We start from the raw sequence: 26,126 nt of genomic DNA on the forward strand, positions 1-26,126 counted from the left end.
AACTAACCCCTCCCCTTTTTAAATATTTTGGAGAATAATCCGGGCTTACGGACCAACGGCTGCAATGGAAAGGACGGCGGGACAAGCTTCCGGATGAGCGGATAGCAGGCTGCTAGAAGCTTTTGTGAAATTTCCGGGTGATCCTGCACCAACTTCCCCTCCCATATCGACTCTATGATGTCCTGATAAGGGACATAAGGGTGTATGCACGTCGGCAATATAGGGAGTGAGCGGATCCATTCACTTCGATGATTGGTCAGCTGCGTCTCAATATCCCGATTGGCCACAACATGGACCGTTTTCCCTTTTTTCTTCAAGTCAGCAAGAAATTCGGTATGCTTGAGCGTATCGGGCCGATCGAATTTAGACGGCGCCGGATCACAAACAAAGACGACTTCGTCCGCATCCAGACAAATGTTTTTGACGCTATCATGCTGCCAGGCATGGGAAACGTCGTATAAAACGATCGGACTTTTCACCGAAAGAAGCAATTTGTACGTATGCTCGTAGCTCCATTCCTGCTTAAATGTCGGTTTAGGGTTAGCCGGATACCAGGTCGTCCCTCCGTCCGTCCATTCGACTTCCCGACTCACGCGAATGCCAGTTAGGATTTGATCTGCCAGAAACGGATATGGTACTTCTCGGCCGTTATCATTCAGAACCGGTGCGTACTTATCGCCATAGAGCAAAGAATAGAGCTCCGGTGTGTTCGCCGGCGATTCGACGAGAGCGTTCGGAACACCCAAATAATTGAGCAATCTTGCAATCGTGATAGCGACAAAAGAGGACCCGGCTCCCGGATATAGGCTCCCGATTACAATCGTCTTATTAGGGAGCACCTTATACGTTTCAACCTGTACAACCTTTTCGACTTCCCGAACGGTTTCTTTAACGACTACTACTTTTTCTTTTTTTCCACGTTTCGATTGCGCTGTGTCTTCTCGTTCGGGCAGCTCTGGCTCCTCGTCAAATAAATGCCAGCGGGCGGCATTTCCAAGGTGGTAACTCATAGAGAGCTGCTGCGAGAGGTACGGCCGTATGTCCAGCTCGTCCGGCTCTTCGTCCTCGTCTTCGGCAACCGGCAAGGCCGGTGAAACGATATCATACACGCCTGCGCCGACAAGAGCGGATATGGTCGAGTCTCCCGGCTGCCTTCCAGGAGCGATCAGAACGACGCGTGAGCTTCTGGCCACACGATACTTACGCAACCCCTTAACGATATCAAAGTCGGAGCTGCAGCACGTTATATCGACGATCAGAACGTCAATTGCGACGCCTGCAGCTGCCGTACAAATTTGGTGAAACTCTTCCGGCTTAAATGAGCCGGTTCTTTCAAACAAAATATGCTTGCCTTCCAGTACATCCTTGATGTCATCTGCGTACTGATTCGCTATGATTCCATACACGCTTTTCTCACCTCGTTTTACGTTTACTGAAAGTATGGCAGCGGATCGACCGGCGTTCCTCCGATTCGGACTTCCAAATGAAGATGCGGACCGGTGCTATTCCCGGTTGTTCCAACCGCGCCGACAACGTCGTTTGCTTTGACCTCTTGCCCGGCTTTTACGGAAATTTTGCTCATATGATAGTATCGCGTTTCCACGTTGCTCGCATGTTGAATAATTACGGTATTACCGGCCGTCCCCATCATTTTCGCGTAAGTGACTTTTCCTTCTTTCACGGCCACGATCTGCGTTCCTTCCTTAGCTCCAATATCCAAACCGGTATGTACCTTGGATGTGAACTCTATAGGGTCTACCCTCGGCCCAAACCGCGATGTGATGGTAAAGACGTTCGGTACAGGCCATACAAAATCTTTGGTCGATGGCATCCAGCCTGGCGGCATCGTTTCGCCCCCGCCCACATCTTTAAACGCAGATGCATCATAAGTCATATATCGCTTCACGTCTTCGATTTTGTCCGCTCCGAGCTTTCCATCGGCCACAAGCATCTGCAGCACCTGATCAAAGTCCCGCTCGTAATATACCGTCCTGTAATACGAGCAATCGAAGCTTACGGTGTTTCCGTTGGCGTCCATTGCGGAACACGTCTGTTCAACTTTTACCTGTTCTTCGCGAATGAAGTATTTCTTGTAACTATAGGCGCGCCCTTCGCTCGATTTGGAGAAATCTTGTTCGAGTAGCACGGCATCGATCGCCATGATTTTTTGCCAGTTGATTAAGACGCCGCCGGTTTCGTTCTGGATCGTCTTCACTGCATTCGAATAAAAATTGAATTCGGCAGTCGTTTTTCCCATTGGAAGATGTTTGTAAATCATGATCGGAGCCGCGAAAAGCATGATGAAAATAACAATACAAGCAAAGGCGGCCCCTAAAATGATTTTTAAGGCTTTATCGGGTGGAACGAGCTGGGCGGCTAGTTTTAAAAGCCATATCGGCATTAACGTCCGCCGCCCTTTCCGAACATTTCAAGCTCAAAGTCAGTTACGTCGATTTTGGCATGGATGCGCCGGTTCCCGGCCACAAGGAGGGCTTCGCCGCGTTTCCCTTCGGTCAGTGTTTGGATTTCCCTTTCCGAGAGCGTCATGAGCTTTGTCAGCGCCTCGATATCTTTGTCACCCTGGCCCATAATGAGCTTGTACACAGGGTTATCAATCAAGGCTTGTCCATACCGCTGCACGGCCGGATCCATGAAGTCTACCATGTTATGCGTGATGACCATAAGTGCTCCTTCGTATTTCCGAATCCGCTTGGATGTATTGCGAAGGAACTGTAATGCCTGTGGCGTATCCGGGTCCACGAGAAGATAGGCTTCATCTACGGCCAGAATTACTTTTTGCGTGCGATCTTTAGCAATTTCGCTCCAAGCCCAAGATAAAACATTGAAGAATTGGGCTTTCCGGATTTCTTCGTCGCCGCCCAGCAGCGTGTGTATGTCCAGTACGACGAAATCAGAATCGGCTTTGATTGTAGTTTCACCGGCCCAGAGCGCCTGATCCGCACCTATCGCGGAAGCACGAAGCATAGTAGCCAATTGCCGCCATTCCGGATCTGCGTTTTCTTCTTTGGATTTGCCATCAACGTATTCAAATAGGTGAGTTGGGTCCGGCCATTCATGATTTTGAATAGTGAGCGGATCCGTGTTCCACGTTATTCCCTTAGCCTTATAGATTTCTTCCCACGCGACCTCCAACAAACCTTGTTGGATCTTCGTTATATTTTTTAAATACAATCTATAAAAGGTCCGCAGGGTTTGGAAATGAAGCGCTAATGGTCCAAGGGTAGATAGCTCGGAACTGTAGAATTTTTCTTCTTCGTCATCGTCGTCATCTTCCGGTACCACGCGCACTTGGAACGGATTAATGCGGCCTTTTCTTCCTCCCCCGCAATCAATCCAATCGCCACCCAGGTTCTTGCACAAGTCCCGATACTCACGCTCCGGATCGATGATGATAATTTTTGTCCCCTGTGCAAATTCGTTCATCAGGATTTTTTTAATTGTCGTCGATTTCCCAACACCTGGACGCCCCATAACCGTCATGTTGGTATTGGTCCGACTTCCTTCACGCATCCAGAAATCGATCAGTACAATACCCCCGGATCGATCTGTTCCCAGCAGTACGCCTTTACCATCATTGATTCCGGAATATACAAACGGATACGATGCTGCGATGGTTTCTACCGGCATATTTCTCGCGCCGATATCTGCAATCTCCGGCTCTAATATTTTGAATGGTCCTGCAGCCCGTAATCCTTCCTCTTGACGAAACATTGGTGTACGCCCACGCATACCGGCAGCGGAAAGAATAGATTCCACACGCTTTTTTCGCTGCTGGAGCTCGTCCGGATCGTTAGCCGAAACGACCATCACAACCGTAATATAAAAAACGTTTTGCTGCTCGCTGTCAATTTTCTTTAGCAGGGTTTTGGCATCTAGATATTGCTGCTCTGACCGTTCAATAACTACCGGACTTCCACTGGACTGCAGCTTTGCAGATAACTCCCCCATAGACACAGTAATTTGTTGAATGAGAGCGATAGGATCAGTTGGTTGAGCATGTATTGAAACAACAACGCCTGGTAATGTCGCTACACGGGAAAGCCATGCAGCTCCAACACGCGGCGGATAATCTGTAACCGTAATAATCGTTTGGTATAGTTCCCCAAACACGAGGTCCTTCGGTTTGAAGTGAATCGCCGTTGGACTGATGATATCCAACAGCGCCGTCATTTGGGGTGTAGGAGCCTGTGTTTTTTTCTTTTTTGGTTTAGTTGCTGCTTCGCTCACTCGTTATTCCTCCCCCATAAAGAGTGTCGGTAATATCATTTGCGTCACAGGAGCTCGTTCATAAGCCGCCTGGTTCGGATTCGTAAAGATAAAGAGTAAATCGCGCAGCTCCTCGTCGTTACAAACATGTCCACTTAAATCCGCGCCGGAAAAGCTTAGGGATAATTCCGTAGCTCTCCGGAATAGATTAGCTTCATCTTTCTGTCCGTTTTTACTTACGGGTTGATCGAGCAAAATATAAAATTGTCTCTCCAAGGCTTCGCCGCTAGTGGCCATTGCGGCCGCATGTGTCATGTAGCCAGCCAAGAGCCGCGATTTGATCCGATCGGTAACATTGCTTTTCATCTCGTCCAGGCTGGCAATGTAGGCGTCAAGATCAACTGGCCGGGCGATGGAGATGATTTGAAAAGGTTGATCGAGTCCATTCAAAACTTCTTCCAGTGCCTTGATTTTCCGCAATTTCTCAGTTTCCGATAACAAATTGAAGTTAACCGGCTGGATACGGATGGCTGCAATCAGCGTACCATCCTTTCGATGAATGAAGCCGTTATATACGTCTTTCACCGGCATCCAACCTTGAGCTGACTTGTCGGAGGTAACCGGTGCAGCTGTAGGAGCTGCAGCCGGCTTTTTTTCTCCTCCCTTGTTTTTTCTCAAGAGTTTTCCGATCATGGGTGTTCTCCTCATTGTTCTTAATTAAGAACTAAAATCGCAGACAAATTATCTTCCGTCGCCAAACCGATAGAAGTACCGGTTACGCTTTGTTTTGAATGCTTTAAATGCTTTAAGAAAGCTAAGTGCATTCATTCCAGTATAGGGATTTGGTTTTCCGAGAAGAAAACCTGCGGTCCCTCCTACGACAATAAATAGCAAGGTAATAAACGAGTGAGTAATGAGGAAGGCGATTCCGAAGAGGAGAATTCCCACTCCCAACCCAATAAGCAAGATGAACAATTCAAACCATCCGAATCCGGTGAAAAACTCCATACGTGTACGAACATTTTTCGGAATCAGAAAATACAGATCCAATGCTTAACCTCCTCTTCATTTCCGTACAAAACTGCCCGCGCGAGCGCTTGTGGAAACGTTGGATGCTACGCTTGAAGCTGCGGCTGAAGCTGCTCCACTGACAGCACCACCACCGCGCATAAGCAGCATTTGAACAGCTGTCTGGGCGATTCCACCGCCAGCCTGTCCTATGCCGGTTGAATGAATATATTGCTTGAGAATCGATGGTGATTTGTACGTAACCCACAAAAATCCGCAAAATAGATATAAATTGATAAGTGGTATACCGGCGAAAGAAAACGACGTGAGAGTGAAAAAACTAACCTTAATTAAGAACATTTGAATGGCTTGGGCCATAGATAAACTAATCATTTCTCGAAACCAGGTGGAAAACGCTTGGCTTCCCCTATTGGTCAATCCCAAAGCCATAAAACTGCCGACAACGGCAGCAACGGCCAGTTCTGCGGCACGAACAAACGTCTGAATCAAAATTATAATAAACACGACAACAGCAAACAGCACACCGACAGCCATAAAAGTCATATATGTTCTGTCAGCAACAACCATGTCCAATAGCTTTTCAAAAGGGGAACCGGCGCTGGCGTAATCTACTCCGGGCAATTTGGCAATGTCCGAAGCTATTTCCCCTCCGAAACCATACATCCAACGCACAAGCCACGGCACCCCTCCTATGAAGGCGGCTGCGGCTGCGGTGCGAAACAACAATCCCCCAGGATCCGCGTCTGAGTCTCCGTTCATACGAAGTATGTAGGTAACCCAAGCTTCGTAGGCAACCTTTGTAACCAGGATTGCTCCTGCGATCGCTTGGCTGTATGCGATCGCTTGGACGACAACCGGCAGATCCAATACTTGTGTGGCCATGCCTGATATCGCCGTCAGGAATTGGAGAAACAAGTTAATCGCTTGTTCAACTTGCTTTTTTAAAAAGTCCTCAACCGCGCCTTCAACAAGCCACGACATCGGATTCATGCGCTATCCCCCCCTTCAACACCTAAATCGTCCAATCTTTTACTTGTAGTAGGAAATGATAAAATCTACAAGCCCGGTAGCCGTTACTGCAATGGCTGCACCGATAAGAGTATGTTTCATTTTTTTATTCTGCTCTACAATAATTCCTGGATTGTCATCGGCCATATACTTCATCATTGCGTGGTAACCTAATTTCAACGCCGCAGAAGTTGGAATAAGAATAAGTAACCAAGTCATAGCATCACTGATTAATTTTTCAGTACCTGAAACAATTTTCGGCTGTGCTGCAAAAGCAGCCGAAGCAAACATAAACGTGGAAATTAACATAAATAAGAAAAACAAAGTAGTCGTGCGGTTAGTAATTTTTTTCATGTACTTATCCTCCTGGTTTAGTCTTCATCGTCCACAAACACAAAATCTTCTTCCTCTTCTTCGTCCCCAGTAGCGACTTCTTCCTCTGCTGGGGCCCCGCCTCCCATATCTGGGATAAAAACAGGCACTTTTTCGATGGTTCTTTCTTCATCACCTCCCACATCGTCAAACACTGCATTAGCTGGCCATTGACTTAGATCCGGAAGAGGCACGCGAGCCGGATCATGCCTGAGCCGAATAACAATTGCTTCATTCTCAGGGAAACGCTCTAGTTCTTCCGGTTTTAATAATCTACGTCCGGTCTTACCGGTGCTCTGACTATGGGAAACATTTCGCCCGCCATCGGTTACGCTTGATCCTTCCGTTTGAATTGTTTTATCACCCAACTTTTTACTAATTTCCTCCGCAGTCTTTGTGCTGGATGTCAACAAATACAGCCAAACATGGCAATTCCCTTTGATGGTATCGGCAGCTCCCTGGTACAGGACTTCGAGTTGCTGAAAATCTTGTACAATGAGATGCCAGCGAATCCCCCGACCCCCTGAAACGGTCAACTTCGTTGCGAAGTCTTTAAACGGCGGCATATTGCCGAATTCGTCAAGGATCATATTCACGCGGACCGGAATTCTGCCTGCATTCTTGTTTGCCAGCTTGACCAATGCTTGATACGTTTGCTCAACGTAGAGCGCAGCCAGTGGATGCCGGGTTGAGTCCTCGTCTGGAATGATCAGGAATACCGCTGTCTTTTCCTTACCAACGCCTTCCAGTTCATGATCCTGTTCACCGGTTAAATATGAAATTGAGGGATCAGCAAAGAACCGGAGCAACGATGCAACTTGAGCGTAAAAGCTGCCGCGCATTCGTTCCGGAGCAAGCCGGGCAGCGATAAATGCATCCCGGGCAGGGTGATCTTTAGGTAAATTTTTCATGTAATCGTTCAAGGGAACATAATCGATAAGCTGTTTTCCAACTAAGACTTTTTGAACCTCGCCCAGCTCACCAAGCATCTTATAAACGCTTGTCATGTGCTTTTGCTTGTTGTCGGGCGCTTCAATCGCCACAGCCAAGCTCAGAGCCGATATGACGCTCTCTGCGCCGTTATTCCACGTTTGATCTCCCTTCTTTGATCCAGGTGTTTGATGAACAAACATGTGAGCCACACTGTTTGCCTGCTGTGCTGCCTCTGACGGTTTGTCTCGTTTGAGTGCATCGACTACAGGATGCAATGGATTCCATCGGTTTCCGCGTCCTGGCTCCCGAAAATCCAGAAAAACAACGTTGTACCCTTTTTCTTTGAGAAATCGATGGGATTTTTCATAGAGCTCCCCTTTGGGATCGGTCAGAACCATACTTTCGCCCGCGTGCGCGAGCTGCCATATTGTCGGCATAACCAATCGCCGGGATTTACCGGATCGCGTTGTACCAATGATGAGAGTATGTAAATCCAAGTCAACGATCCAGGCATAAGCCTTTTTCAGCATCACTCCAACAACTATCCCGCCTTTTTGAACGACCTCGCCAAATTTCCATCTTGTAGTTTTTTTATCTATTTCCTTTGTGGTCATCCAACGGCTTGTACCATACTCCCCGGAGCCGATACCGTCCGGTCCACCCAGGCCAGAGGATCTGTTATTTCCAGTTTTCCAGAAAAGCATAAGTGTGAGAGCAAGAATTAGGGGCTGACAGATCAGCCACAACTTTTGAAGCTGCGGATCTGTCAGCACAAGTTTTCCTGCCTCGATGATATTGAATTCTTCAAGCCAAAATGACGGTGCGCGGGCCTTATGCGTTTTAAAATATTCTGGAAACCGAAGAATCGACGGGAGAAGCAGAATGTCCAAAAGCACGAGGATCGCCATGGGAATCAATTTTTTCATTCGTCGTCATCCTCCCCTAGAAAACCAACGAGGGTACTCATAATGCTTTCCTGCATGGCCTTTTCTTCCTCTGACATTTCCTTTTTTGGAGTCTCTGGAACATCTGGCGTCTTTTCCTGATCGGACAAGGAAAGGGGAACCGAAATTCCCTTTTCCTTCATCTCAAGCAAGAGTTTTTTTATCTCTGTAAGATCTTCTTGAATCGCCTTGCCATGATGCGCGTAAAACTCGATGGCCGTCAGGATAAATTCCGACTTATTTTTCGAATCAAGGTACAGCTTTTCAGCTTCCGGCGAAAATTCAACCTTCGCAGATAACCTATAGTGAGCCAAGGTTATCCTCTTCCCTTCATGACAAGCGCCTGAGCAGCCAAATAGCCTCGGGCATTGGCATATTCCGGTTTTTCAATTTTCGTTAACACAGGGAAACTATTTTCAAAATGGGAATGCAGCGCATCTCCGCCGCCACCGCCAGAAATGATCGAAGCAAGGGTGTTAATGTCATCCCCCCAGCGTCTTTTCAATCTGGAAGTAATCTCGTTCGAGACGTTTGCGTAGGCACGTGCCCGATATGGTTTTAAATCCAGTTCCCCGCCTTTTACGGAGAGCATGCCATTGTGCCAAAGCAACGCCTTTTCGATATCCAATAAGTCCACTTGCTGCCCCCTGAGAGGCTTTAAAATTTCGGTCTGTATTTCCATATGTGCAGTATTCATTCCGATATCTTCTGAGCCGCTGAATGGCTCGGGACGCGCGACCAAACCCTTCTTGCCTCTTACCATGAAAAGAAAATCAGTGGTTCGATAACCAACGTCAATGACCGCGACTTGTTTATTCAATAGGTCAACGTTCTTAATCTCTCCATTGATGTCATGCAGCGCGGCGTAGTATACCCCTGCACCTTGCGGAAACACAAATACGGTATCGACTTGCAATTCCTTGGTTTTCTTCCCGATGACGCAAGTAATATGAAGACCGGTCAGTTTCCGTTGAATCTCTTTTTGCTGGGCTTTAAAAACTGTCATCGGCAGGCCGACCGCAAGTTGTATCGGCTCTTCGTCTTTTTCATTGAGAAGTCCAACTGCTGTAGATATCAGTACTTCAAGATTGCGATTTTTTGCATGTTCCTCTTCCCAGGTCCGGTTCCCGCCTGCCGTCATAGCAGCGTCCCCAACATAGTAGGACTGTGCATCCTCTTCCGGTTTGTCCGGATAGCTGAGCGTCACGATATAATCCTCTTGATTTCCACCCAAGATCCCTTCTAAAGAGCTGGCAAACTTGCGGCCGACAATAGAAGGGAATGTTACTTCTTGTCCTGCTTCGCTAACTGCCTTTGTATAACCAAAACCAATGTCCACGGAAATTCTCATATTTTTATCCTCACTTTCGATGATTAATCTTTTTCATGTTCTTGTTGCTGCTGCCTAATTCGCTGCTGGCGTCTCGCTTCTTGTCGTTTTTGGATCTCGCCCTGGGCCTCGTTTTTCATCCGGGCTTGTTCCATAGCGCTCCATACCGACTTCCATACACTTTTAGCGACATTCGCTTGTTGTCGAGAAGCTTCCCGAACCGCTTTTTTATCCATCAGCTCCTTCTTAAAATCTTCCCGATTGATTTTATTGACTTTTGCCGCACCTTTCAGAAGGACGTTGGCCACCCGATCCCGCAGGTCAGAATATGCTTTATCCTGTGCCTTTTTAATGGCTTCCGGATTGGTGGTATGTAGTCGGGTCATTTCTTCCACGGATGTCATATAGCGATTCAGCGAGTCCTTGAATGCTGGCTGCTGCATCATATGTTCCGCCATTTGTCGCACTTTCGATTTAGCTTCCTCCGGCATGTATTTCAGAGCTACCCTGCCTTTACCTGGCAGCAGCTTAGAAAGCTCGTCCATCTGCACGGCGATTTTCTTGATATCCTCGGGGTATGCTTTCGGTGCAATACCGGGCTTGCCGCCACCGGCTGCTTTAAGATCTAATTCAACAGCCTTCATTTCCTTACGCACGTCATCCATGATCGTCAGAGCTTTTTCGGTGTCGCCTTTGGCCAAGTCCCGGATTAAGTCCCGCATTGCCGTTTTTTCTTGAAATAGACGGGTTTGTTCCTCGGCATAGATCTGTTTCATGAATGATTTTTTTACGTCGATCCGCTCGCCTTTGGAAAGCAGTCCTTTCCTCCGCTCCGGTTCCTTCTCCCAAATGACTAGATGCACGTGGGGATGACCTTGTTCCTGGTGAAAAGCAGCTACCCACCGAAGATTCGACTCACGAATCCCCATTTTAGCAGCAGCTTCCGGAACGGCCGCCCGCAATGCATCCTCCCATTTTGTTCGCGAGTCAAAGTCTAGTCGTTTTGCGTCTTCCTCGGACAAACTTAAAATGGAACGCCACACCACACCCTCATGCTGTTCTAGCTCTGATTGAATTTGCTTTAAATTTGGGGTGTCACCGGCTGCAGAAAATAGCCCATGGCTGCCGGGACGTTCATGTGCGTATTTCACGTGGCCTGCGGCCGATCCTGGGTCTACGGCCAGTTCGTCTGAAATTTCTGAGACACCCTTTTCATCCGCGTCCAGTTCAACGCCCATATCCGCTCCTGGCCTTGTGCCAATATAACTTATATGCGCGGCGTTCTTGGATTTATTTTTTGCAGTCGGCGAATAGAACGACATTTTAAAAATGAACGGTGCTTGAAATCTGCGATGCTCGGAGACGAGGTTTTCTCGCCGTTCAGCCATCGCTGCCTCCCATTAACTGATCGTTTGGCTGCTTCACGAATGCTACGGCTTTTTTACGAGCTGCTTCATAAAGAGCTTTCGAGTCTTTGCCAAACTCCTCATACACTTGCATATTCATGTACATTCCTGTCGCCGCAGCGATCGCCGTTTTCGCATTAATTTTCGCAAGTCGTTCCTCTGCCGGTTTCAAAACATCAGCCATCGCTTGACGGACCGCTACTAAAATCGGATCGATGCCATCTTTAGCAGTTTCTTGTGCAACTGCTTGGCGAAGCAGCCTTCGGCACAGTTCTGCTTTGGATTCCCCTCTTCGGATCGCCAGGGCGCTCAATTGATCGTCCAAGTCTTTTTCCAAACGGATCCGCATGGGGTTTAACAGCTCTTTCGTCATGTTTTCACCCTTTCTCCTACCGTAGTCACAAGAAGCATTTCTATAAGACTATTTTACCACATTTTGTAGTCCAACGAAAGACCTAAATATCATTTTGTAGCCATAATTGTAGTCACCACTTAACCGTATTCTCCCCGGCTTTGCCGGGGATGTGTAGCCCTTGCGCGGCACGCGCCTTATCCTGCCTTAGAAACCTACCCACGAATTCCGGGTAGGTTTCAGCTGCTCCGCAGCGGCCTTCGGGAAATCGCCGTCGTGGTAACGATCCTCCGCGAGCTATCATCCAGCTGAGCCCCTGGGGCCTCCTCTGGCAAAATCGAGATTGAGGTTCCGCCGCTTATAACTACAATTTCGGAAATTGACGGCTCTAATCCCGCAGGCTCTGAGCGATCCACACGCCAAAGACTCTCGGCTGCTTTTGCCGCGGCTTCAAACGTAACATAACCATCTGCCTCGAATTCAACGGTCCCGTCTAAATCGAAAACAACCAATGAATGATTTTCCATGTTCACACCAACTTTCTGCCTCGTGTATTGTAGTAGCATTTTCCACTCTTACATTGTAGCCCAAACTAATCACATAAACAACTAAGTTTTATGACCAAGAAAAACCACATTTTTAAAGGATTATCACGCATTTTATACAAACATATTCATAACGAGATGAAAATTGTTTTATTAACGATTAAAACCTTGTCATATAAGGATTATTTAGCATTTTTCATTGAATTTTTCATAACTGCGATGAACGTCCAGATATTTCTTTATGAAAAATTCAGCGAAAAACAGGTATAAATCCTTATGAATAAAGGTGTTAGGCGGTCATAATTAATAAAGAATTGAGCAACTGCCAATTGCTCATAATCCAGGTATATCTAGCCGGTTAGAGCAAAATTATTGAGTTTCTGTATATTCATTTCCTTGCAATAGCTTTCCCTAAACCGTTTTCGAGAGCCATCAAATAATTTTCATAATAGATTTCTGACCATATAAGCTAATAAAAATAAGGTTTTATTAGGATTTAGTCATAACAAAATTATGAATGCGAAATCATTTAATTTACTTCCAAAACTCCCACCACTTTTTTTCTGCGACTCTCTGCCGTTCTTCTAATGCCTCTCGGACGGCCTTCATAAGCAACTCATCTCGACGATTCAAAGACTCTTCAATGTACTGCTGTTGATCCGCAAGCTGTTGGCGTAATTCCGCTTGTTGTTCATACATTTGCGTTTCCATCCGCTCTAACAAGCTCCGCATATCCTGGAACTGCGTTACTAACTCCAAATAACGCTCATCCGAACGCTTGTTATCAGCGTGAACGACCATGCTTACCGAACCTGACATGTCCTCCTTTTCCTTGTCATAGAGGGCTTTTGCAACTGTTGCCGCGTTCTCCATCGTCATACCATCATCCAACATCACCTTCATTTTGCGGAACACTGGTATATCGCGTTCAACGTAGCATCTTCTATCGTGTTCATCCCTCGCGAACGCATAGCCTTCTGCCTCTAAAGCCAATGACCATTTTCGCAACGTACTTCTTGAGACGTTCAAGATTGTTGCAACCTCGTTTGCCCAGTATACCTTGTTCTCCACCGCGTTCACCTCCGCGTTACTTATTCCTCACGGAGACGAGCTGTTCCTGCCGGTCATAAATCCTGACGATTATTTCTTGCGATATCCCTTGCTTCCTCAGGAGAATAGCCTTGTTTCGCATAAAAACGCTCTTCATAATTTTGTACCCGACGGTTGATTTTCTCCGGCATCGTCTCGGATGTCCAATTTTCTTCTATAGCTCGCCGTAGAAAATTAAGAGGGGAATTCACGGGCCTTGGGGATTGCCTCAGAATCAACATTAAATCTAAGGTCCGTTCATACGGCAAGGGCAAAAGAAGCTCCATGACTTGTTGTGAAGGGTAAGTCAGTGTAGCGATTTGATATGCCATAGCAATTGCTTGGTATCGATCCATTTTGATCTCTCCTTTAGGAATTATAAATTTCGGCTTACGAGCGAGCCCGGGCCCGACGGATCCGGACGGCCAATTCCTACGGCCGAGAACGTCCCTAGAACGGAGTAAGCCGGTGTGCTCGAGCAGCTGCAGCACGGCCACGACAGTCCGGACGGCCAGCTCCTGCAGCCAAGAACGACCCGCGAACGGAGTAAGCCGGTATGCTCGAGCAGCTGCAGCGCGGCCGCGACGGTCCGGACGGCCAGCTCCTGCGACCAGGAACGACCCGCGAACGGAGTAAGCCGGTATGCTCGAGCAGCTGCAGCGCGGCCCCGAAGGTCCAGACAGACAGATCATACGATCAGGAACGAGCAGGAAACGCAGCGTGCCGGTATGCTCGAGCAGCTGCAACGCGGCAGCGACGGTCCGGACGGCCAGCATCCGCGACCAGGAACGAGCAGGGGACACGGCGTGCCGGTGAGCGTCAGTTCCTGCGGCGCGGATGTTGTGGAGGCCGCAGGTGCGGCCAACAGGTGTAAACAGTGGTCTGGAAGGAGACTCATATATATTCGCAGGTAAAAGTCTCCAAAAACAAAACAAACAAAGGCTGTGCATAAAACCAACGGCGGCCGCAGAGTTACCCACAGGGGAAGTAAAGAAGGACGCTTTGCTAACGCAAAGCACCATCTCCGATTACGGGGAAGGAAAGGCACCCGCCCACCATCCCTACCCCCTGTATATGGAGTATGAACTTTTTAATCTGGGCCTTCCGGGTCCGGCTCAGAAGGGGCGCCTTGGTCGACAGCTGACGCAGCTGCTCGATGCTCGATGCGCTGGATTTTCCGCTCCTCGAAATCAGCATGAATGATAACGGTCGTCGGTTGCCGAATCTGTCCCGTTTTCTCGTCGCTTGTTAGCTCTGGGAAAGGTAGTACATTGTCTTCTTCCGGTTCGCTCTCTTGCGGCGGTTCCGGAAAGCGCAAAACGGTCATGCCGCAGCGCCCTTTGCGTACTTCCACGATCACACTTCCAGCAGCTTTCAGCTGGCCAAGAGCGGCCTTAAACGATGTTAGCGGGCAGTTCAAACGCTTCGCAAGCTCCTGCTGCGTTCCTGAAATCTCTTTTTCGACTTCCAACAGCGCAAGTATGTCTGCTCTCCACTCATGCAGATGCACCCGGTCACGCTCGGATCGTGGTTTTGCGCTCTCCCAATGGTTACGCGTTTGGTAGTAGAAGGGAAGGCCGGTCAGTTCCCGGATCTGCTCGGCCTTCGGCGCATGAAGGTTCGACTTGCGGTAGACATAACCTACCTTGTAAACCGCCTCCCGCTGTGTAAACGGCTTTTTGCCAGCTTTTGCGCCTTTGTCACAGCACGCAATAAACCAATCTTGCAGCGCGACTTCTGCGCGGGCCTGTGGCCAATCAGATGCTTTCATAGCCAGCGCTAGGGTAAGGGCGGTTTGTTCGCGCTTTCCTTCCGGACAATAAGCGGTGAGAAGATATTGTAGCGCCGAATGACTCATTAGGTCGCCGGTTTGGATGTTCACGTAACCGGCATTGTCCGGATCGTAAGGGTGGTTGACTTCCCGCCAATTCTTGAACACATCAAAGTCATACCGGATAACTGGATCAAAGTGAATAAGATTTTGCTCGTTTGGCGTGCGAAAAATACGATTCGCGCCGACTGCCGCCAAGTCCGCTCCTAAGTCCATCGCCATGTGTCCCATGATAGCCGAATACAATCGGACAGCCCGTTCCGTCGCTCGAACGGGTTGGGTGAAGAAGTAGGCAATATGAAAGCCTCCGCTTGGCGTGCGAACTACGGCGGTAGGGCAGGGGAGGCCGGCCCGATCGATGCGGTCGAACACTTCCTGCGGCGTTTCGCCATACTGATCCAGGTCAAATACGAACGCATTCAACCATCGCAACGTTTCCGTAAGGCGCTGATCGCGCCGATAATAGCCATTCGGCGTATAGTAGGTTGTATCGACGGTGGAATCCACAAGCACCGCATAGAGAGTCGCCAGCGTGGCCACACTTTTCATGCGCTCTTTGTTGCCAACGAATACCCATTGACGGTCAACGTCATGTTTTCCGGTTCTCTTACGAGGACCGGACCGCTTCGGAAACTGCTTCATGTGACCACCGTACAGCTCGGTAAAAAATCGTTCCGCTTGACTGCGCGGTACAAGCGCTTCTTCGTGGTTTATGATTGCTAAAGACATCGGGCAGTCCTCCCTTAAAAATGCAATAGGAAAGCAGGCCCTCGAATACTATTTTCCAAAAATTAGAAAATGTTCGAGCGCTATACGGTTGTTATCTTGAATTAGACCGACTCTGCAACGCTACCAATTACCAAGTTTCTATGAAAAAAGGCAATAAGAAACTAAGCCCTCGATAGTCATTTTCCAAAAAAAAGGAATTTTATTGAGCGCCGGGTGTTTTCTATGGTCTTTATGTACTATCTATGATTAAAATGGGGGACAGCTTATTAAGCCGTTCCCATCGCAATCCGAGAACGCAAAAAAGCCCTGGTCCTCACCTCACAAGGGAGAAACCAGGGCTCTAGGTCCTACTACAAAATAGTCCTATGTAACTACTTCCAATCGCATCGAAGCGCTTGAAATTCAAGCTTCCCAATGATACAATAAAGGTATATTAACTGGTTTACCAGTTTCAACCCATATTGATTGCTGAAAGTAGGTCATTGATTTGAGCGCCTGTTTCGCCGATGGTATGATCGGACGGAGCAGCTTAGAGCCTAGGAAACTCTAGCCGCTTGAAACGATGGCCTTTTCAGTTGTTAAAAGATTCAGAAGAATCTCGAAAATTCACATTTAATAAACATATAGTAACATAGTTTGAGAGAGTAGGGAAGTCGAAAGAAGGAAAAAAGATGTAAGAGCTGCTTCGTTTTGTCGGGGCAGCTCTTTTTGCGTTTCCCCCGATCCTCGCCCCCCAGGGGGCTTCGGGCAAAGGAACACGGTTCCTCTGCACTCCTTTCTTCACCCCCCGCCCTAAAGGGGGCGGGCCATGCCATAGGGGGCATGGCGGTGTCAAGCGTCGGTTATAGGAACCGCTCGTCAAGGTCGCTCCGGCATATGCTCCCGGCTCGCCGGTCCGCTATTCCTCGCTCGCTTGACGGCTTGGGCTAGGCGCTCGGGAGGGGCGTTTGATCATACATATAGGCTAGTTCGACTCTGACGCTTGCAGCTTAATTTTGAACGTGGTAAGATTTAGTAGTGATATGGCTCATGTTAGCCATAATGAAGATTAGGGCAAGGATCAACCAACGAGCAAATTCGTAACATCCGAAATGTGTCGGCAGTAAAGGACGCTCCCGTTACTTTTCTGTTGTACCGCCCAAAGATCAATGACACGGTTGATGTCGTTGACAATCGAAAGCTCTATGAGTGCGTAGAGCATTGTAAATGTTAAATTCCTTCACTCAGCGAAGGTAAAAAATTTTTCGTAGATTCGTTCGTTCTAAGGATTGATGTCATACACTTCGGGAGCAATAAAAGTGTAGCGACTATAAACAACCACAGGACAAACCGGTATCGCGGAGAATTTCGAGAAATGGAAAATTGGAGCAGCGCTATCCGTCTGCCCATTTTTAGTCATCCATTCATCTCTCGAAATCTCGGCTACCGTGTTTGTCTTTTTTAATGCCAAAAAAGACGCATAGATACAGGGCAGAGCTTCGGGAGAGATGGAGAATCCGGGAGCGCTGCCCTGTTGCTGTTTACCGCAAGCTCGCTTTACCTCGCTTTACTTGCTTTGCCTTGCTTTACCACACTTCACCACCTACAAGCTAAAAGAAAAGGAGAACGTCTACATGAAAATGGGGCAAACCTCGATTAGTATCAGACTCAATGTTATTGGACTCTTGAAGCTTAATTTTGAATCCAAGAAGCCTTCCTGCCAGTCGTGCAGCTGCTGCGAGGGCAAGGCGGTCCGGACGAACGCCAGCGCCTGCAGCCGGGGACGGAACGGATCCCGGCGTGCCAGTCGGCGCAGCTGATCCGCGACTACGGCGTCCGGACGGCCGCCAGCTCGCAGCCGGGGACGGGACGGATCCCAGCGTGCCGGTCCGCGCAGCTGATCCGCGACTACAGCACCCGGACGGCCGCCAGCTCGCAGCCGGGGACGGGACGGATCCCAGCGTGCCGGTCCGCGCAGCTGATCCGCGACTACAGCATCCGGACGGCCGCCAGCTCGCAGCCGGGGACGGGACGGATCCCAGCGTGCCGGTCGGCGCAGCTGATCCGCGACTACAGTATCCGGACGGCCGCCAGCTCCTGCAGCCGGGGACGGGACGGATCCCGGCGTGCCGGTCGATGTGGCTGCCTTGCGGCCACATCGGTACGAACGGCCGCAAGGCCGAAAGCCTTGGGGGGCTTAGCCCTCCAAGGCTTTCTCTGCATCTTCCTCGAATCGGTAATAACCGCTAAGACGGTCAAACGGTACTTCTGCGTCATCGTCTTTGTATTTGGCTGTGCGGCCGATGTAGTAACCGGCTGCAGAGCGTAAAACCTTCGGGTTGGAAACCCATTTCAATTCGGGATACTCGATACCGTCAATCACCATGTTCAGATGACCTCCTTTAGGGTTTGGTGGAGCTGATCTTGCCTATTTTATTTTCAAGGAGCGTTGTTTTCGACGCAGCAAAATCAGCGTTTCCGCGTTTAGAAATCTAGGGTCTGCCCGCAGGGCTGGCGTAGCCACCCTTGATTTCTAAACGTGGAAATGCTTTGCTGAATAGTCGAAAACAACAGCGGATTGAAAATAAAATAGGCAGCGCTAACGTACCGTGAAGGAGACTCAGAACGACTGTGATGCGCGGACACGGCGATCCGGACGGCCGCCAGCGACCGCAGCCGGGGACGGGACGGATCCCGGCGTGCCAGGTCGGCGGAGCTGATGCGCGGCTACTGCGTCCGGATGAGATGCATAATTAATATAGGCGTACTCTATGAATATATGATATAATTTCCATGGATGATAACAGAACGGTGGTGGCCTGCGGCAGATTGCCTTTAAGGAGGTGAATGCCCTGGCCACATTTGCAACGCTTTACACCGCCTTAAAGGTACTGGCCCCCTTGCTGAGTCTTTGGTTCAGCGTTCGGAAGCTGTACAGATGGCTCAAGCGTAAGCGGCGCAAATGAAAAAACCACCGTATGCTTAGAGGGCTCGGTGGTCTTTCCGCTTAATCCGATTTTTCACGCGCCGTGGGCTAATCACAGCTTTGTTATCCATCCGACCATGAACTGTTGGCGCAGTTTCATGGTCTTTTTTTATTGTTACCAAAAGTATAACTTTGTACAACTTTATATAACTTTTCTTTTATCTTAACACGTATGTAATGCATACGCTACAAAAAAGTGTAAAGAGTACGTTACACTTTTACAAATTTTGGATCACAAAGCACAAATTTTGGAACTCGTCTTTTGTATTCTTACTACGACTTTTGAACCAACAAAGCAAGAAGGAATAAAAAAACGAAATGAGCTGGATAAAAGGATCTCCAAAGCCATCTTGGAACCCTAACTCTTTCGGTCCACCTTATGAGGCTTGGTGTATAAGCAATGACAGCTGAGATAACAACGCTGGCGAGTTGGAGCAACCAACCTTTGTAAAAAAGGAAGGCTATATTCAAAAGATAGTGTGCTCCCACCATCTTATGCCCCTTGGTATACCGGAAAATCAGAACGAGCAGGAGCCCGTATGAGCCATAGTCAAAAGTCAAGAATTCCAGCAGGAAACCACCAAGGATAACAATGCCTGCTTTAAGCCCTTTGCTTTTGATCTGATCCAGCGCGTAAAGCACCGCCAGGCTGAGAAAAAGGGTACCAATTGCATTAATACCCTGTACCCTGAGCGCCAGCATATACGGAATCTGGGATACCAGTCCAAGCAAGAAAAGACGAGAAAAATACTTGTTTAGATTACTTGTTCGTTGATAGCCGATAACGATGAAATAGCAATATATCGGAAAAGCCATTCGGCCGATTAGCTGCCACAGGATCACATCCGGGAAAAATATTTTCCCGGTGTGATCGGCAAACATGCTGAACATGGCGAGTATCTGCATGAACGAAGTCCTTTCTTTACTTGACGAACACAAGCCGCCGTTCGTTTTGATCGTATGCTAACGCCGAATCAAAAGTACGCTGCTTACCGGTGAGCCCCTTAATGACATCCGTCTTGCCGTTTTTGAGCAGCTTGCGGATCTGCACCGGTGTGATCGTCTTCCCCAGATATTCCTTCGGTAGCGTGAATTTGCAGCCTTCCTTAAAGCCGGTGCAGCCGTAGAATTTCTCCTTCTCCATCACCGGCTTTTTACAATGCGGACAGCTACCAAGCGACAGCTCGTCTTGGGATGGCTTGCGGGTCTGCAGCTTATTTTCGCTCCACTTCACGAACAAGCTGTAAGGGCCATATTCACCGGGTATATTCTGGAAAAGTACTTCTTTGCCCTCCAAGAGAGCCCGGGCGACTTTGCCCGGTATTTTGACCTTCAAAAACTGCTTCGGCAGCGTGACTTTGCAACCATCTTTGAAGCCGGTGCAGCCGTAAAAGTCTTTCCGTTCGACAATCGGCTTGCCGCAGCTCGGACATGTGGCCACTTCCTCGATGTTCTGAAAAAGAGGCTTGCCCTGCAAACGATCCCGGATATGCGCCTGCAGCTCCGCCCTCGTGGCCAGGATCTCATGTACGAATTGCTTAAACTCGGCCAACGTTTCCGCGGCGAGTCGCTTCCCATCGGCCACTTCGGCCAGCTTTTTTTCAAATTCCCCGGTCAGCTCAATGCTGGCCAGTGGGTGGTTATAGACCAATTCCATGAAGTTGCGGCCTTTGTCGGTAAGGTAAACCAAGCTCTTTTTAATCTCGATGTATTCCCGGTTCGCCAGCTCCTTGATGATTCCCGCTCGGGTCGCCGGTGTACCGATGCCTTTGTCTTTTAGCAGCTCCGCCAGCTCGTCGTCATCCTCGATGATTTTCCCCGCATTCTCCATCGCCTTTTCCAGCTCGTCCTCGGCCATCCGTTTCGGCGGGCTCGTCTTCCCGGTGAGCGTGTCTGTTTTCTGAACGGTTGCTTTGTCACCTTTCTGCAGCTGTGGGAGCTTCGGCTGCTGCGCCTGGTCGATACCTTCTTGTTCTTTGTCCTCGGCCTCCGGCTTCATGATCTTACGCCAGCCATCTTCCAGGACGGAAACGGCTTTGGTGTAGAAGGTTTCACCGGCTACGCCCGTTATTACTTCAATTTCTCGGTCCAAACCTTCCGGATGGTGTGCTGCCAGCGTGTGGCGAAGGATGAGCGCATATAGCTTTTCCTCATCCTCGCTCAAACCGGTTGGATTGATATCGGTGGGAATGATAGCATGATGCTCTGTTGCCTTCGAATTGTCCACGAACCGGCTTTTCCTTTTCAAACTCCGGATTTCGTCCGGAAATAGGTGCTTGTATTTGCTCTCGACGCGGATCGCTGCCAGCCGTTCGGCCAGCTGATCGGCAACGTTCTCGGACAGGTGATGGCTCGATGTGCGCGGGTAAGTCACGAATCCTTTGTCGTACACGCTCTGCAGCACCTTCACTGTCTTTTCCATGCTAAAGCCCAGTTCTTTCCGGGCGGCGGTCTTAATCGATCTTGATTGAAGCAGCTGCGGCGCGTACCGCTTCACTTGTTTTTCCTCATATTGCAAGACTGTACCGGTTTGGCCAGCAATCTTCTTCCGGATCGCTTCCGCATCCTCTTTTGATTCGAACCGGTATATACGGCCTTCGTCCACGTCCTTGAACCATTGAGCCTTGTAGCTGCCGCTTGCCGCCTGCATGTCGGCCACAATGACGTAAAACGGCTGCGGTGTAAATTGCTCAATCACCATTTCCCGATCGTAAACAATCCGGAGCGTTGGCGTCTGCACGCGGCCAGCAGATAGCACCGCCTTTTCGCTAGTCACTTCCTGGGCGGCCAGCGTAAAGAACCGCGTGGCCGTGAAGCCTATCCAGTAGTCAGCATAGGCCCGCACCTTGGCCGATTCGGCCAAGTGTAAGGTTTCGGATCCGTCTTTGAGCTGCTGAAAGCCGGTCCGGATTGTAGCCGGGGTCAAGTCGCTAATCCAAAGCCGCTGCAGCTTCCCCTTGTAACCGCACGCGGAAATGATCGTTCGGCCTATATGCTCGCCCTCCCTGGCTGGGTCTGTTGCGATCACGCAGCAATCCGCTTTGGCCAGCAGCTCCTTAATGATTTTGAACTGGTCTTTTTTATCCGGATCGACTTCTGACATCATCGGCTCCGGTATCACCGGTAGCGACTCCATGCTCCAATCTTTGTACTGCTCATATGCATCGGGCGTTTTCAAACGGATGATGTGTCCGATCGCCCAAGTGACGACATCGCCGTTTTTCAGTTCGATGTATCCCCGGTTCGACTTAGCCGCACCCAACGCCTCCGCAATGTTGCGGCCCATGTCCGGTTTCTCTGCAAGAATCACGTTCATATTTAACCCCTCTATCACACGTAATATTATCGAATTCACCTGAGCCCCAGCAATGACTCGAATACTCCGGGGAAGAAATAGACCATTAACGCATCAAGAATTAAAAAGTAAAAAATATAGAACACTTTTCCGTCTAGTGCCTTCCATCTCCGAAACACGATCAAACTGATAATTACAAGACAGGCTATAATCATAAGCATAATCATGAGCGTCCGGATCGCATCAGCCGTACTTACCCCACTGCTATGTAATTCTGTCACGAAAGCACCGACTTGCTCCTGGTGAGATAGGATGTAATAGCGAATTAGCTTCACCATCAAAACCGCGAAAGCAAAATAAATAGTTCGTTTCAGCAATCTTAGGATATCTATCTTTCGCGAAGCACCCAAATTATCAGCGTTCATAGTCCTCCACCTGTTCTAAAAATATTTACTTGTTCATCTGACGCAATATTTAGGCATTTATGTTCATATTCAATAGGCTTGTTTCGTGTTAGACTATTATCGGCGGTCTCCGGTCTTTTGGAAAAGGATATCCCTGTTATTTCTCTTGGCCGAAGAGAGGGATCCCGGGACTGCCTCCATTTGCACATATCCGCAAACGTCTTTGCTGCACACTCGGATATCGAGCGCTGGCGTATTCGGAATTTCGGTGGCGGTGATTTGGAGCTGCAGCGGTCCAGGCTTTAGCTCAATATATCCTACCGATTCCATCACTCCGGTTTGGCATCGAGGACAATTCATGTGTTCACTCCTTCTCGTAGTAATCCCTATTAAAATTTCGTTCATATGCCGCATTACAGTTCAAACCTAGATTCAAGGACACGATAACGTTTAGACCTTAAAAAGGTGCCTACGTTGTCAATCGAATAGAAAATCACATTCAGCCGGGCAGCTTCTTTTTTGAAAACCATCAACTTTTCGTTAGAGTCCATCAAAATATGTAGAACTTCCGGATCTCTTCTATACATCTGGGAATAGTCATCAATAATTTGTATGGCCTCCTTCTTTTTGAGCATTGGGGTAACGTAATTGCCAGAAGTAGGCGGATTAATACTTAACAATGGCGCTGTCATTCGTTCCCATCCTCCCTTTTACCGGCAGTATCATAGAGGCTCGTCTTTCACGCCTGGCTATGCTTCGAACCCATATACTCCTGCAGGACAAGAGTAACTTGATATTGGTTTCCTGCACCTGACCCCTCCGGGGCCGGAATCAAGAAATACACATATTTCTTTCCTTGTTTAAAAAAAGAAAGCTTAGTTGGCAGCGTCCTAGTATCGATGTTCAAGTCTTCGATCTCTTTATCATCGAGAAGCGATTTGTACAAATTTGCAATGAATTTCGTACATTCGCTATGGGGCATGTAGTCGGTTATTGACTCAACAGGCCCCTTTTTATTCCAACCATCAAAATTAGCCTTCTTACTTTCCCAAATAAGCCGTTTAATGATCCTTGGGCCTATTAAGATTAAGGTTCCAACGAAAGCAGCTATTAGAAGACTATAGACGTAAAGAATAAGCTTTCACCCCTTTGTTGCATCTGGACTCCACGGGACTTCATTGCGGACATCCAATTTTTCAAATAACTCTCTGGCTGTACGTAAGTATTCAAATTGTTACTTCCTCGATCTACGATTTCGGTAGGGACTCCAAAATCTATCTATCGTTCTAGTCAAAGCAATTCCGAAACAAAGAACTAAAATTCCACCAAATATAAACAGTAGCCATCCCCAGAATCCCATGAAACCACCCTATTCAAAAAGTTGCTTAAAGCATTGTTGCCATAGACCATACATAAGACTTGTTGTAACTTGTATCTAACACATAAGGCTCATTTGAATCTTTATAGTTAATATTGCAAGAAATAATTTTAATATAGGTGTCTCCAACATCGAATACTACTGAAATGTGTTCAGAAGCTTCTTTTCGGAATTTATCCGCAGGGTAGATTGTGCGGTGAACCTGTGCATTGTATACCCATGATAAATCTTTTTCGGCAAATTCCTTTACCTTGGACAAAATCTCCCAGCTTCCCGATCTACCAGCTTCACCCGTTAAGACGCCGTTAACTATTTCCTTTTCTGCATACCATTCGCCTGCAATACTGTTTTTTGGCATACAGACACTCCTATTCATTTTGTTACTCAACCAAATGAACAACCCACTCGATATAAAATTCGGGGGGATACAAATTTTCCTCAACTTTCGAGTATCCGGTATAATCCAGCCCACAATGCGGCAAGAACACATCAGGTTCCATTGGGCTACCGGGACGCCAGCATTCACAGATGAGCTTGTTTCCCTCGGCGTTGTACCAAATCGTAAAATCCTCTTCGCCCTCTTCATCATAGAAAACAACTGATTGAACCAAATCAGGATTTGTAACAAGGGAATTAATTGCCTGATTAACATGCTGGAAAGTCTGCCCGTCATCGACACCCGATCGGACACAAAAATAACCATCTTCTAGAAAATCGTTCATAGTAAGCACAAAGATAACCTCCAATTCATCTTGTTACATAGCCAAGAAAATATCCTAAAGCTATCATGACTATGTACATCCCGTATTTAATAACTTTGTTCCTATGCAACATGTCCACCTCCCATTATGTTGTAATTCTTGGAATGATAATATTAACCAAAACCAAAAGTACAAAAGAAAGAGAGGTCATAGCACAGAACAACCAGTACCATTTTTTCGATTCAAAATCCTTATGCTGATACTCGGCTTCATCGTACACATCCAAATGCCGCTCAAAGCTTGGTTGCAACAATTTACTTTCGAATTTATTCCTTAGATTAATACGATAGTGAATACAAAAAGCTGTACCCATTATGCCGATCACAAAGCCAGCACCGGCTATAAAATTAACCACAAATATCCCATCCTTTAGGTTAATCATTTCCGCCGTTTCTTTAATTTAATATTGATATAACCTATGGTTGTTCCTATAGCGATTCCTAAAGCCGCCCATAAGATAAAATATTTGATCCAATTCATTGTTTCATTGTCAAACAAATTTATCGTCTTCCTTTCTACTATCCATAGTTTTCACAGAAATACCCCGCGCTCTCCCTCGCGTCCAAAAGTCACGTGCGAAAATCCGCCGGCATAGTGACCTTTCCCCTGCATGAGGAAAAAACGTTCATAATCTTTGCTCAAAGTAATATCCAGGCTCTCATGTCTGGTTGCCTTGTCGGCTTCGTACTTGATGGCCAGCACCTTGTACCCTTCCTTAAACTTCGTGTAAAGTGCCTTCTCAATATCCGGAAACGCAGCCAGCACAACGATTTGCGCCGGGTTAAGCTCCAACCTATTTTTATTTTCCATTTGCCCCATCCTTTCGGCTATAAATTCAAATTGATACGTGCAGGCTCTTCCTCTTTGATCCCGAGGTAATCCCGCGTTTTCTTCTCAGAAGAATGATTAAAAATTCTCTGAATGGCCTTCAACGGGAAGCCTGCGAGGTAAGCATGATACCCCCACGTTTTTCGTAGGGTTTCCGTCCCTACCTTCTCCTGGATGCCTGCAGCTCGTGCTGCCGAATTAATCACCTTATAGGCCTGGTCCCTATTCAACGCGACTAGGTTCCCGCCGCTTTTTTTTCGGGAAGGAAATAACGGTTCATCTAACGCATTCCAGGAGCGCTTGCTGAGAAATTCCTTGATGGCCTTCACAGCTGCTTCATTCAACCAAAATTCCTTTGCCTTGCCGGTCTCTTTGTCGCGAATCACGACCCGATCCCTCAAGTTCCCTTGTTCGTCTAACACATGTCCAAGCGTGAGACGCAGGAGCTCGTGGATTCGTAAACCACCCCCATTTATTCCAAGGGTGAAAATGCAATAGTCTCTCATGTTGGAAGATTTTAGGATTTTCTTGATAGCCTCAATTTGTTTGCGATCCCGAATCGGTTGCACTTTTTCCAAAATACTTCACCCTTTGATGAATCATTCACAAATATATTATACCATAATTTGTGTATGATTTAAAGGGTTAGATTAACAAAAACCGCAGTCGTGACGCGGGTTTTCGGGTTTTCCCGAATCTA

General features: G+C 47.9%; 25 protein-coding genes. 1 reads left to right on the plus strand and 24 read right to left on the minus strand.

Annotation, left to right across the window (positions count from 1 at the left end):
* Positions 1 to 2: 2 nt before the first annotated feature.
* From NI000_RS33280 to NI000_RS33350, 15 genes are all read right to left on the minus strand, one after another.
* Entirely contained in the window at positions 3 to 1,406 is a 1,404-nt protein-coding gene (locus tag NI000_RS33280; protein ID WP_253415619.1) for a hypothetical protein, read from the minus strand.
* 23 nt (positions 1,407 to 1,429) lie between these two features.
* Positions 1,430 to 2,257: a M23 family metallopeptidase gene (locus NI000_RS33285; protein ID WP_253415620.1), complete on the minus strand. Its 828-nt coding sequence runs from the start codon at positions 2,255 to 2,257 to the stop codon at positions 1,430 to 1,432.
* A gap of 143 nt (positions 2,258 to 2,400) precedes the next feature.
* The gene (locus NI000_RS33290) at positions 2,401 to 4,248 is read right to left on the minus strand and encodes a VirB4 family type IV secretion system protein (protein ID WP_253415621.1); all 1,848 of its coding nucleotides are present in this window, start codon (positions 4,246 to 4,248) and stop codon (positions 2,401 to 2,403) included.
* Between the two features lie 3 nt (positions 4,249 to 4,251).
* Positions 4,252 to 4,920: a hypothetical protein gene (locus tag NI000_RS33295; RefSeq protein ID WP_253415622.1), complete on the minus strand. Its 669-nt coding sequence runs from the start codon at positions 4,918 to 4,920 to the stop codon at positions 4,252 to 4,254.
* Between the two features lie 48 nt (positions 4,921 to 4,968).
* On the minus strand, positions 4,969 to 5,277 hold the full coding sequence (locus tag NI000_RS33300; RefSeq protein ID WP_253415623.1) for a PrgI family mobile element protein: 309 nt from the start codon (positions 5,275 to 5,277) through the stop codon (positions 4,969 to 4,971).
* A 15-nt stretch (positions 5,278 to 5,292) separates the two neighbouring features.
* Positions 5,293 to 6,246: a conjugal transfer protein TrbL family protein gene (locus tag NI000_RS33305; protein WP_253415624.1), complete on the minus strand. Its 954-nt coding sequence runs from the start codon at positions 6,244 to 6,246 to the stop codon at positions 5,293 to 5,295.
* A gap of 39 nt (positions 6,247 to 6,285) precedes the next feature.
* On the minus strand, positions 6,286 to 6,618 hold the full coding sequence (locus NI000_RS33310) for a hypothetical protein (protein ID WP_253415625.1): 333 nt from the start codon (positions 6,616 to 6,618) through the stop codon (positions 6,286 to 6,288).
* A 17-nt stretch (positions 6,619 to 6,635) separates the two neighbouring features.
* A complete protein-coding gene (locus NI000_RS33315; RefSeq protein WP_253415626.1) occupies positions 6,636 to 8,495 on the minus strand; it encodes a VirD4-like conjugal transfer protein, CD1115 family in 1,860 nt (619 codons plus the stop codon).
* On the minus strand, positions 8,492 to 8,827 hold the full coding sequence (locus NI000_RS33320) for a hypothetical protein (protein ID WP_253415627.1): 336 nt from the start codon (positions 8,825 to 8,827) through the stop codon (positions 8,492 to 8,494). Before NI000_RS33320 ends, NI000_RS33315 begins: the two co-directional genes overlap by 4 nt.
* Before the next feature lie 2 nt (positions 8,828 to 8,829).
* Positions 8,830 to 9,864, minus strand: a complete 1,035-nt coding sequence (locus tag NI000_RS33325) for a ParM/StbA family protein (protein ID WP_253415628.1) — start codon at positions 9,862 to 9,864, stop codon at positions 8,830 to 8,832.
* Positions 9,865 to 9,887: 23 nt separating this feature from the next.
* Positions 9,888 to 11,231, minus strand: coding sequence for a MobP3 family relaxase (mobP3, locus tag NI000_RS33330; protein WP_253415629.1), 1,344 nt, complete (start codon positions 11,229 to 11,231; stop codon positions 9,888 to 9,890).
* On the minus strand, positions 11,224 to 11,622 hold the full coding sequence (locus tag NI000_RS33335; RefSeq protein WP_253415630.1) for a ribbon-helix-helix domain-containing protein: 399 nt from the start codon (positions 11,620 to 11,622) through the stop codon (positions 11,224 to 11,226). The genes mobP3 and NI000_RS33335 overlap by 8 nt, the downstream gene beginning before the upstream one ends.
* A gap of 1,058 nt (positions 11,623 to 12,680) precedes the next feature.
* The gene (locus tag NI000_RS33340; protein ID WP_253415631.1) at positions 12,681 to 13,226 is read right to left on the minus strand and encodes a MerR family transcriptional regulator; all 546 of its coding nucleotides are present in this window, start codon (positions 13,224 to 13,226) and stop codon (positions 12,681 to 12,683) included.
* Positions 13,227 to 13,270: 44 nt separating this feature from the next.
* Positions 13,271 to 13,591 carry a hypothetical protein gene (locus NI000_RS33345; protein WP_253415632.1) on the minus strand — a complete coding sequence of 107 codons (321 nt, stop codon included), beginning with the start codon at positions 13,589 to 13,591 and terminating at the stop codon, positions 13,271 to 13,273.
* 734 nt (positions 13,592 to 14,325) lie between these two features.
* The gene (locus tag NI000_RS33350) at positions 14,326 to 15,795 is read right to left on the minus strand and encodes a hypothetical protein (RefSeq protein ID WP_253415633.1); all 1,470 of its coding nucleotides are present in this window, start codon (positions 15,793 to 15,795) and stop codon (positions 14,326 to 14,328) included.
* Between the two features lie 1,705 nt (positions 15,796 to 17,500).
* On the opposite strand from NI000_RS33350, the gene NI000_RS33355 reads away from it, so the two are divergent.
* Positions 17,501 to 18,103, plus strand: a complete 603-nt coding sequence (locus NI000_RS33355) for a hypothetical protein (RefSeq protein WP_253415634.1) — start codon at positions 17,501 to 17,503, stop codon at positions 18,101 to 18,103.
* A gap of 930 nt (positions 18,104 to 19,033) precedes the next feature.
* Here the strand turns inward: NI000_RS33355 and NI000_RS33360 are convergent.
* The 9 genes from NI000_RS33360 to NI000_RS33400 all read right to left on the minus strand — a co-directional run bounded on the left by NI000_RS33360 (position 19,034) and on the right by NI000_RS33400 (position 25,995).
* Positions 19,034 to 19,666 carry a TraX family protein gene (locus NI000_RS33360; protein ID WP_301292800.1) on the minus strand — a complete coding sequence of 211 codons (633 nt, stop codon included), beginning with the start codon at positions 19,664 to 19,666 and terminating at the stop codon, positions 19,034 to 19,036.
* Between the two features lie 16 nt (positions 19,667 to 19,682).
* Positions 19,683 to 22,076, minus strand: a complete 2,394-nt coding sequence (gene topB, locus NI000_RS33365) for a DNA topoisomerase III (protein WP_253415636.1) — start codon at positions 22,074 to 22,076, stop codon at positions 19,683 to 19,685.
* Between the two features lie 35 nt (positions 22,077 to 22,111).
* On the minus strand, positions 22,112 to 22,480 hold the full coding sequence (locus NI000_RS33370) for a hypothetical protein (protein ID WP_253415637.1): 369 nt from the start codon (positions 22,478 to 22,480) through the stop codon (positions 22,112 to 22,114).
* Positions 22,481 to 22,872: 392 nt separating this feature from the next.
* A complete protein-coding gene (locus NI000_RS33375; RefSeq protein WP_253415638.1) occupies positions 22,873 to 23,151 on the minus strand; it encodes a hypothetical protein in 279 nt (92 codons plus the stop codon).
* Between the two features lie 693 nt (positions 23,152 to 23,844).
* Positions 23,845 to 24,195 carry a hypothetical protein gene (locus NI000_RS33380; protein ID WP_253415639.1) on the minus strand — a complete coding sequence of 117 codons (351 nt, stop codon included), beginning with the start codon at positions 24,193 to 24,195 and terminating at the stop codon, positions 23,845 to 23,847.
* Positions 24,196 to 24,217: 22 nt separating this feature from the next.
* A complete protein-coding gene (locus NI000_RS33385) occupies positions 24,218 to 24,559 on the minus strand; it encodes a hypothetical protein (RefSeq protein ID WP_253415640.1) in 342 nt (113 codons plus the stop codon).
* Positions 24,560 to 24,683: 124 nt separating this feature from the next.
* A complete protein-coding gene (locus NI000_RS33390; RefSeq protein WP_253415641.1) occupies positions 24,684 to 24,953 on the minus strand; it encodes a hypothetical protein in 270 nt (89 codons plus the stop codon).
* A gap of 176 nt (positions 24,954 to 25,129) precedes the next feature.
* Positions 25,130 to 25,408 carry a hypothetical protein gene (locus NI000_RS33395; protein WP_253415642.1) on the minus strand — a complete coding sequence of 93 codons (279 nt, stop codon included), beginning with the start codon at positions 25,406 to 25,408 and terminating at the stop codon, positions 25,130 to 25,132.
* A gap of 17 nt (positions 25,409 to 25,425) precedes the next feature.
* Positions 25,426 to 25,995 (minus strand): tyrosine-type recombinase/integrase, encoded by a 570-nt coding sequence (locus tag NI000_RS33400; RefSeq protein ID WP_253415669.1) that lies wholly within the window; start codon positions 25,993 to 25,995, stop codon positions 25,426 to 25,428.
* Between the last annotated feature and the right edge of the window lie 131 nt (positions 25,996 to 26,126).

It is taken from the genome of Paenibacillus tyrphae (genome assembly GCF_024158745.1).
GTDB lineage: Bacteria > Bacillota > Bacilli > Paenibacillales > NBRC-103111 > Paenibacillus_G > Paenibacillus_G tyrfis_A.

Coding starts and splice junctions, on each gene's coding strand:
- NI000_RS33285 (WP_253415620.1), bottom strand. CDS start 2,257: ATGGGAAAAACGACTGCCGAATTCAATTTTTATTCGAATGCAGTGAAG.
- NI000_RS33295 (WP_253415622.1), bottom strand. CDS start 4,920: ATGATCGGAAAACTCTTGAGAAAAAACAAGGGAGGAGAAAAAAAGCCG.
- NI000_RS33305 (WP_253415624.1), bottom strand. CDS start 6,246: ATGAATCCGATGTCGTGGCTTGTTGAAGGCGCGGTTGAGGACTTTTTA.
- NI000_RS33310 (WP_253415625.1), bottom strand. CDS start 6,618: ATGAAAAAAATTACTAACCGCACGACTACTTTGTTTTTCTTATTTATG.
- NI000_RS33315 (WP_253415626.1), bottom strand. CDS start 8,495: ATGAAAAAATTGATTCCCATGGCGATCCTCGTGCTTTTGGACATTCTG.
- NI000_RS33325 (WP_253415628.1), bottom strand. CDS start 9,864: ATGAGAATTTCCGTGGACATTGGTTTTGGTTATACAAAGGCAGTTAGC.
- mobP3 (WP_253415629.1), bottom strand. CDS start 11,231: ATGGCTGAACGGCGAGAAAACCTCGTCTCCGAGCATCGCAGATTTCAA.
- NI000_RS33335 (WP_253415630.1), bottom strand. CDS start 11,622: ATGACGAAAGAGCTGTTAAACCCCATGCGGATCCGTTTGGAAAAAGAC.
- NI000_RS33345 (WP_253415632.1), bottom strand. CDS start 13,591: ATGGATCGATACCAAGCAATTGCTATGGCATATCAAATCGCTACACTG.
- NI000_RS33350 (WP_253415633.1), bottom strand. CDS start 15,795: ATGTCTTTAGCAATCATAAACCACGAAGAAGCGCTTGTACCGCGCAGT.
- NI000_RS33360 (WP_301292800.1), bottom strand. CDS start 19,666: ATGCAGATACTCGCCATGTTCAGCATGTTTGCCGATCACACCGGGAAA.
- topB (WP_253415636.1), bottom strand. CDS start 22,076: ATGAACGTGATTCTTGCAGAGAAACCGGACATGGGCCGCAACATTGCG.
- NI000_RS33370 (WP_253415637.1), bottom strand. CDS start 22,480: ATGAACGCTGATAATTTGGGTGCTTCGCGAAAGATAGATATCCTAAGA.
- NI000_RS33375 (WP_253415638.1), bottom strand. CDS start 23,151: ATGACAGCGCCATTGTTAAGTATTAATCCGCCTACTTCTGGCAATTAC.
- NI000_RS33380 (WP_253415639.1), bottom strand. CDS start 24,195: ATGCCAAAAAACAGTATTGCAGGCGAATGGTATGCAGAAAAGGAAATA.
- NI000_RS33385 (WP_253415640.1), bottom strand. CDS start 24,559: ATGAACGATTTTCTAGAAGATGGTTATTTTTGTGTCCGATCGGGTGTC.
- NI000_RS33395 (WP_253415642.1), bottom strand. CDS start 25,408: ATGGAAAATAAAAATAGGTTGGAGCTTAACCCGGCGCAAATCGTTGTG.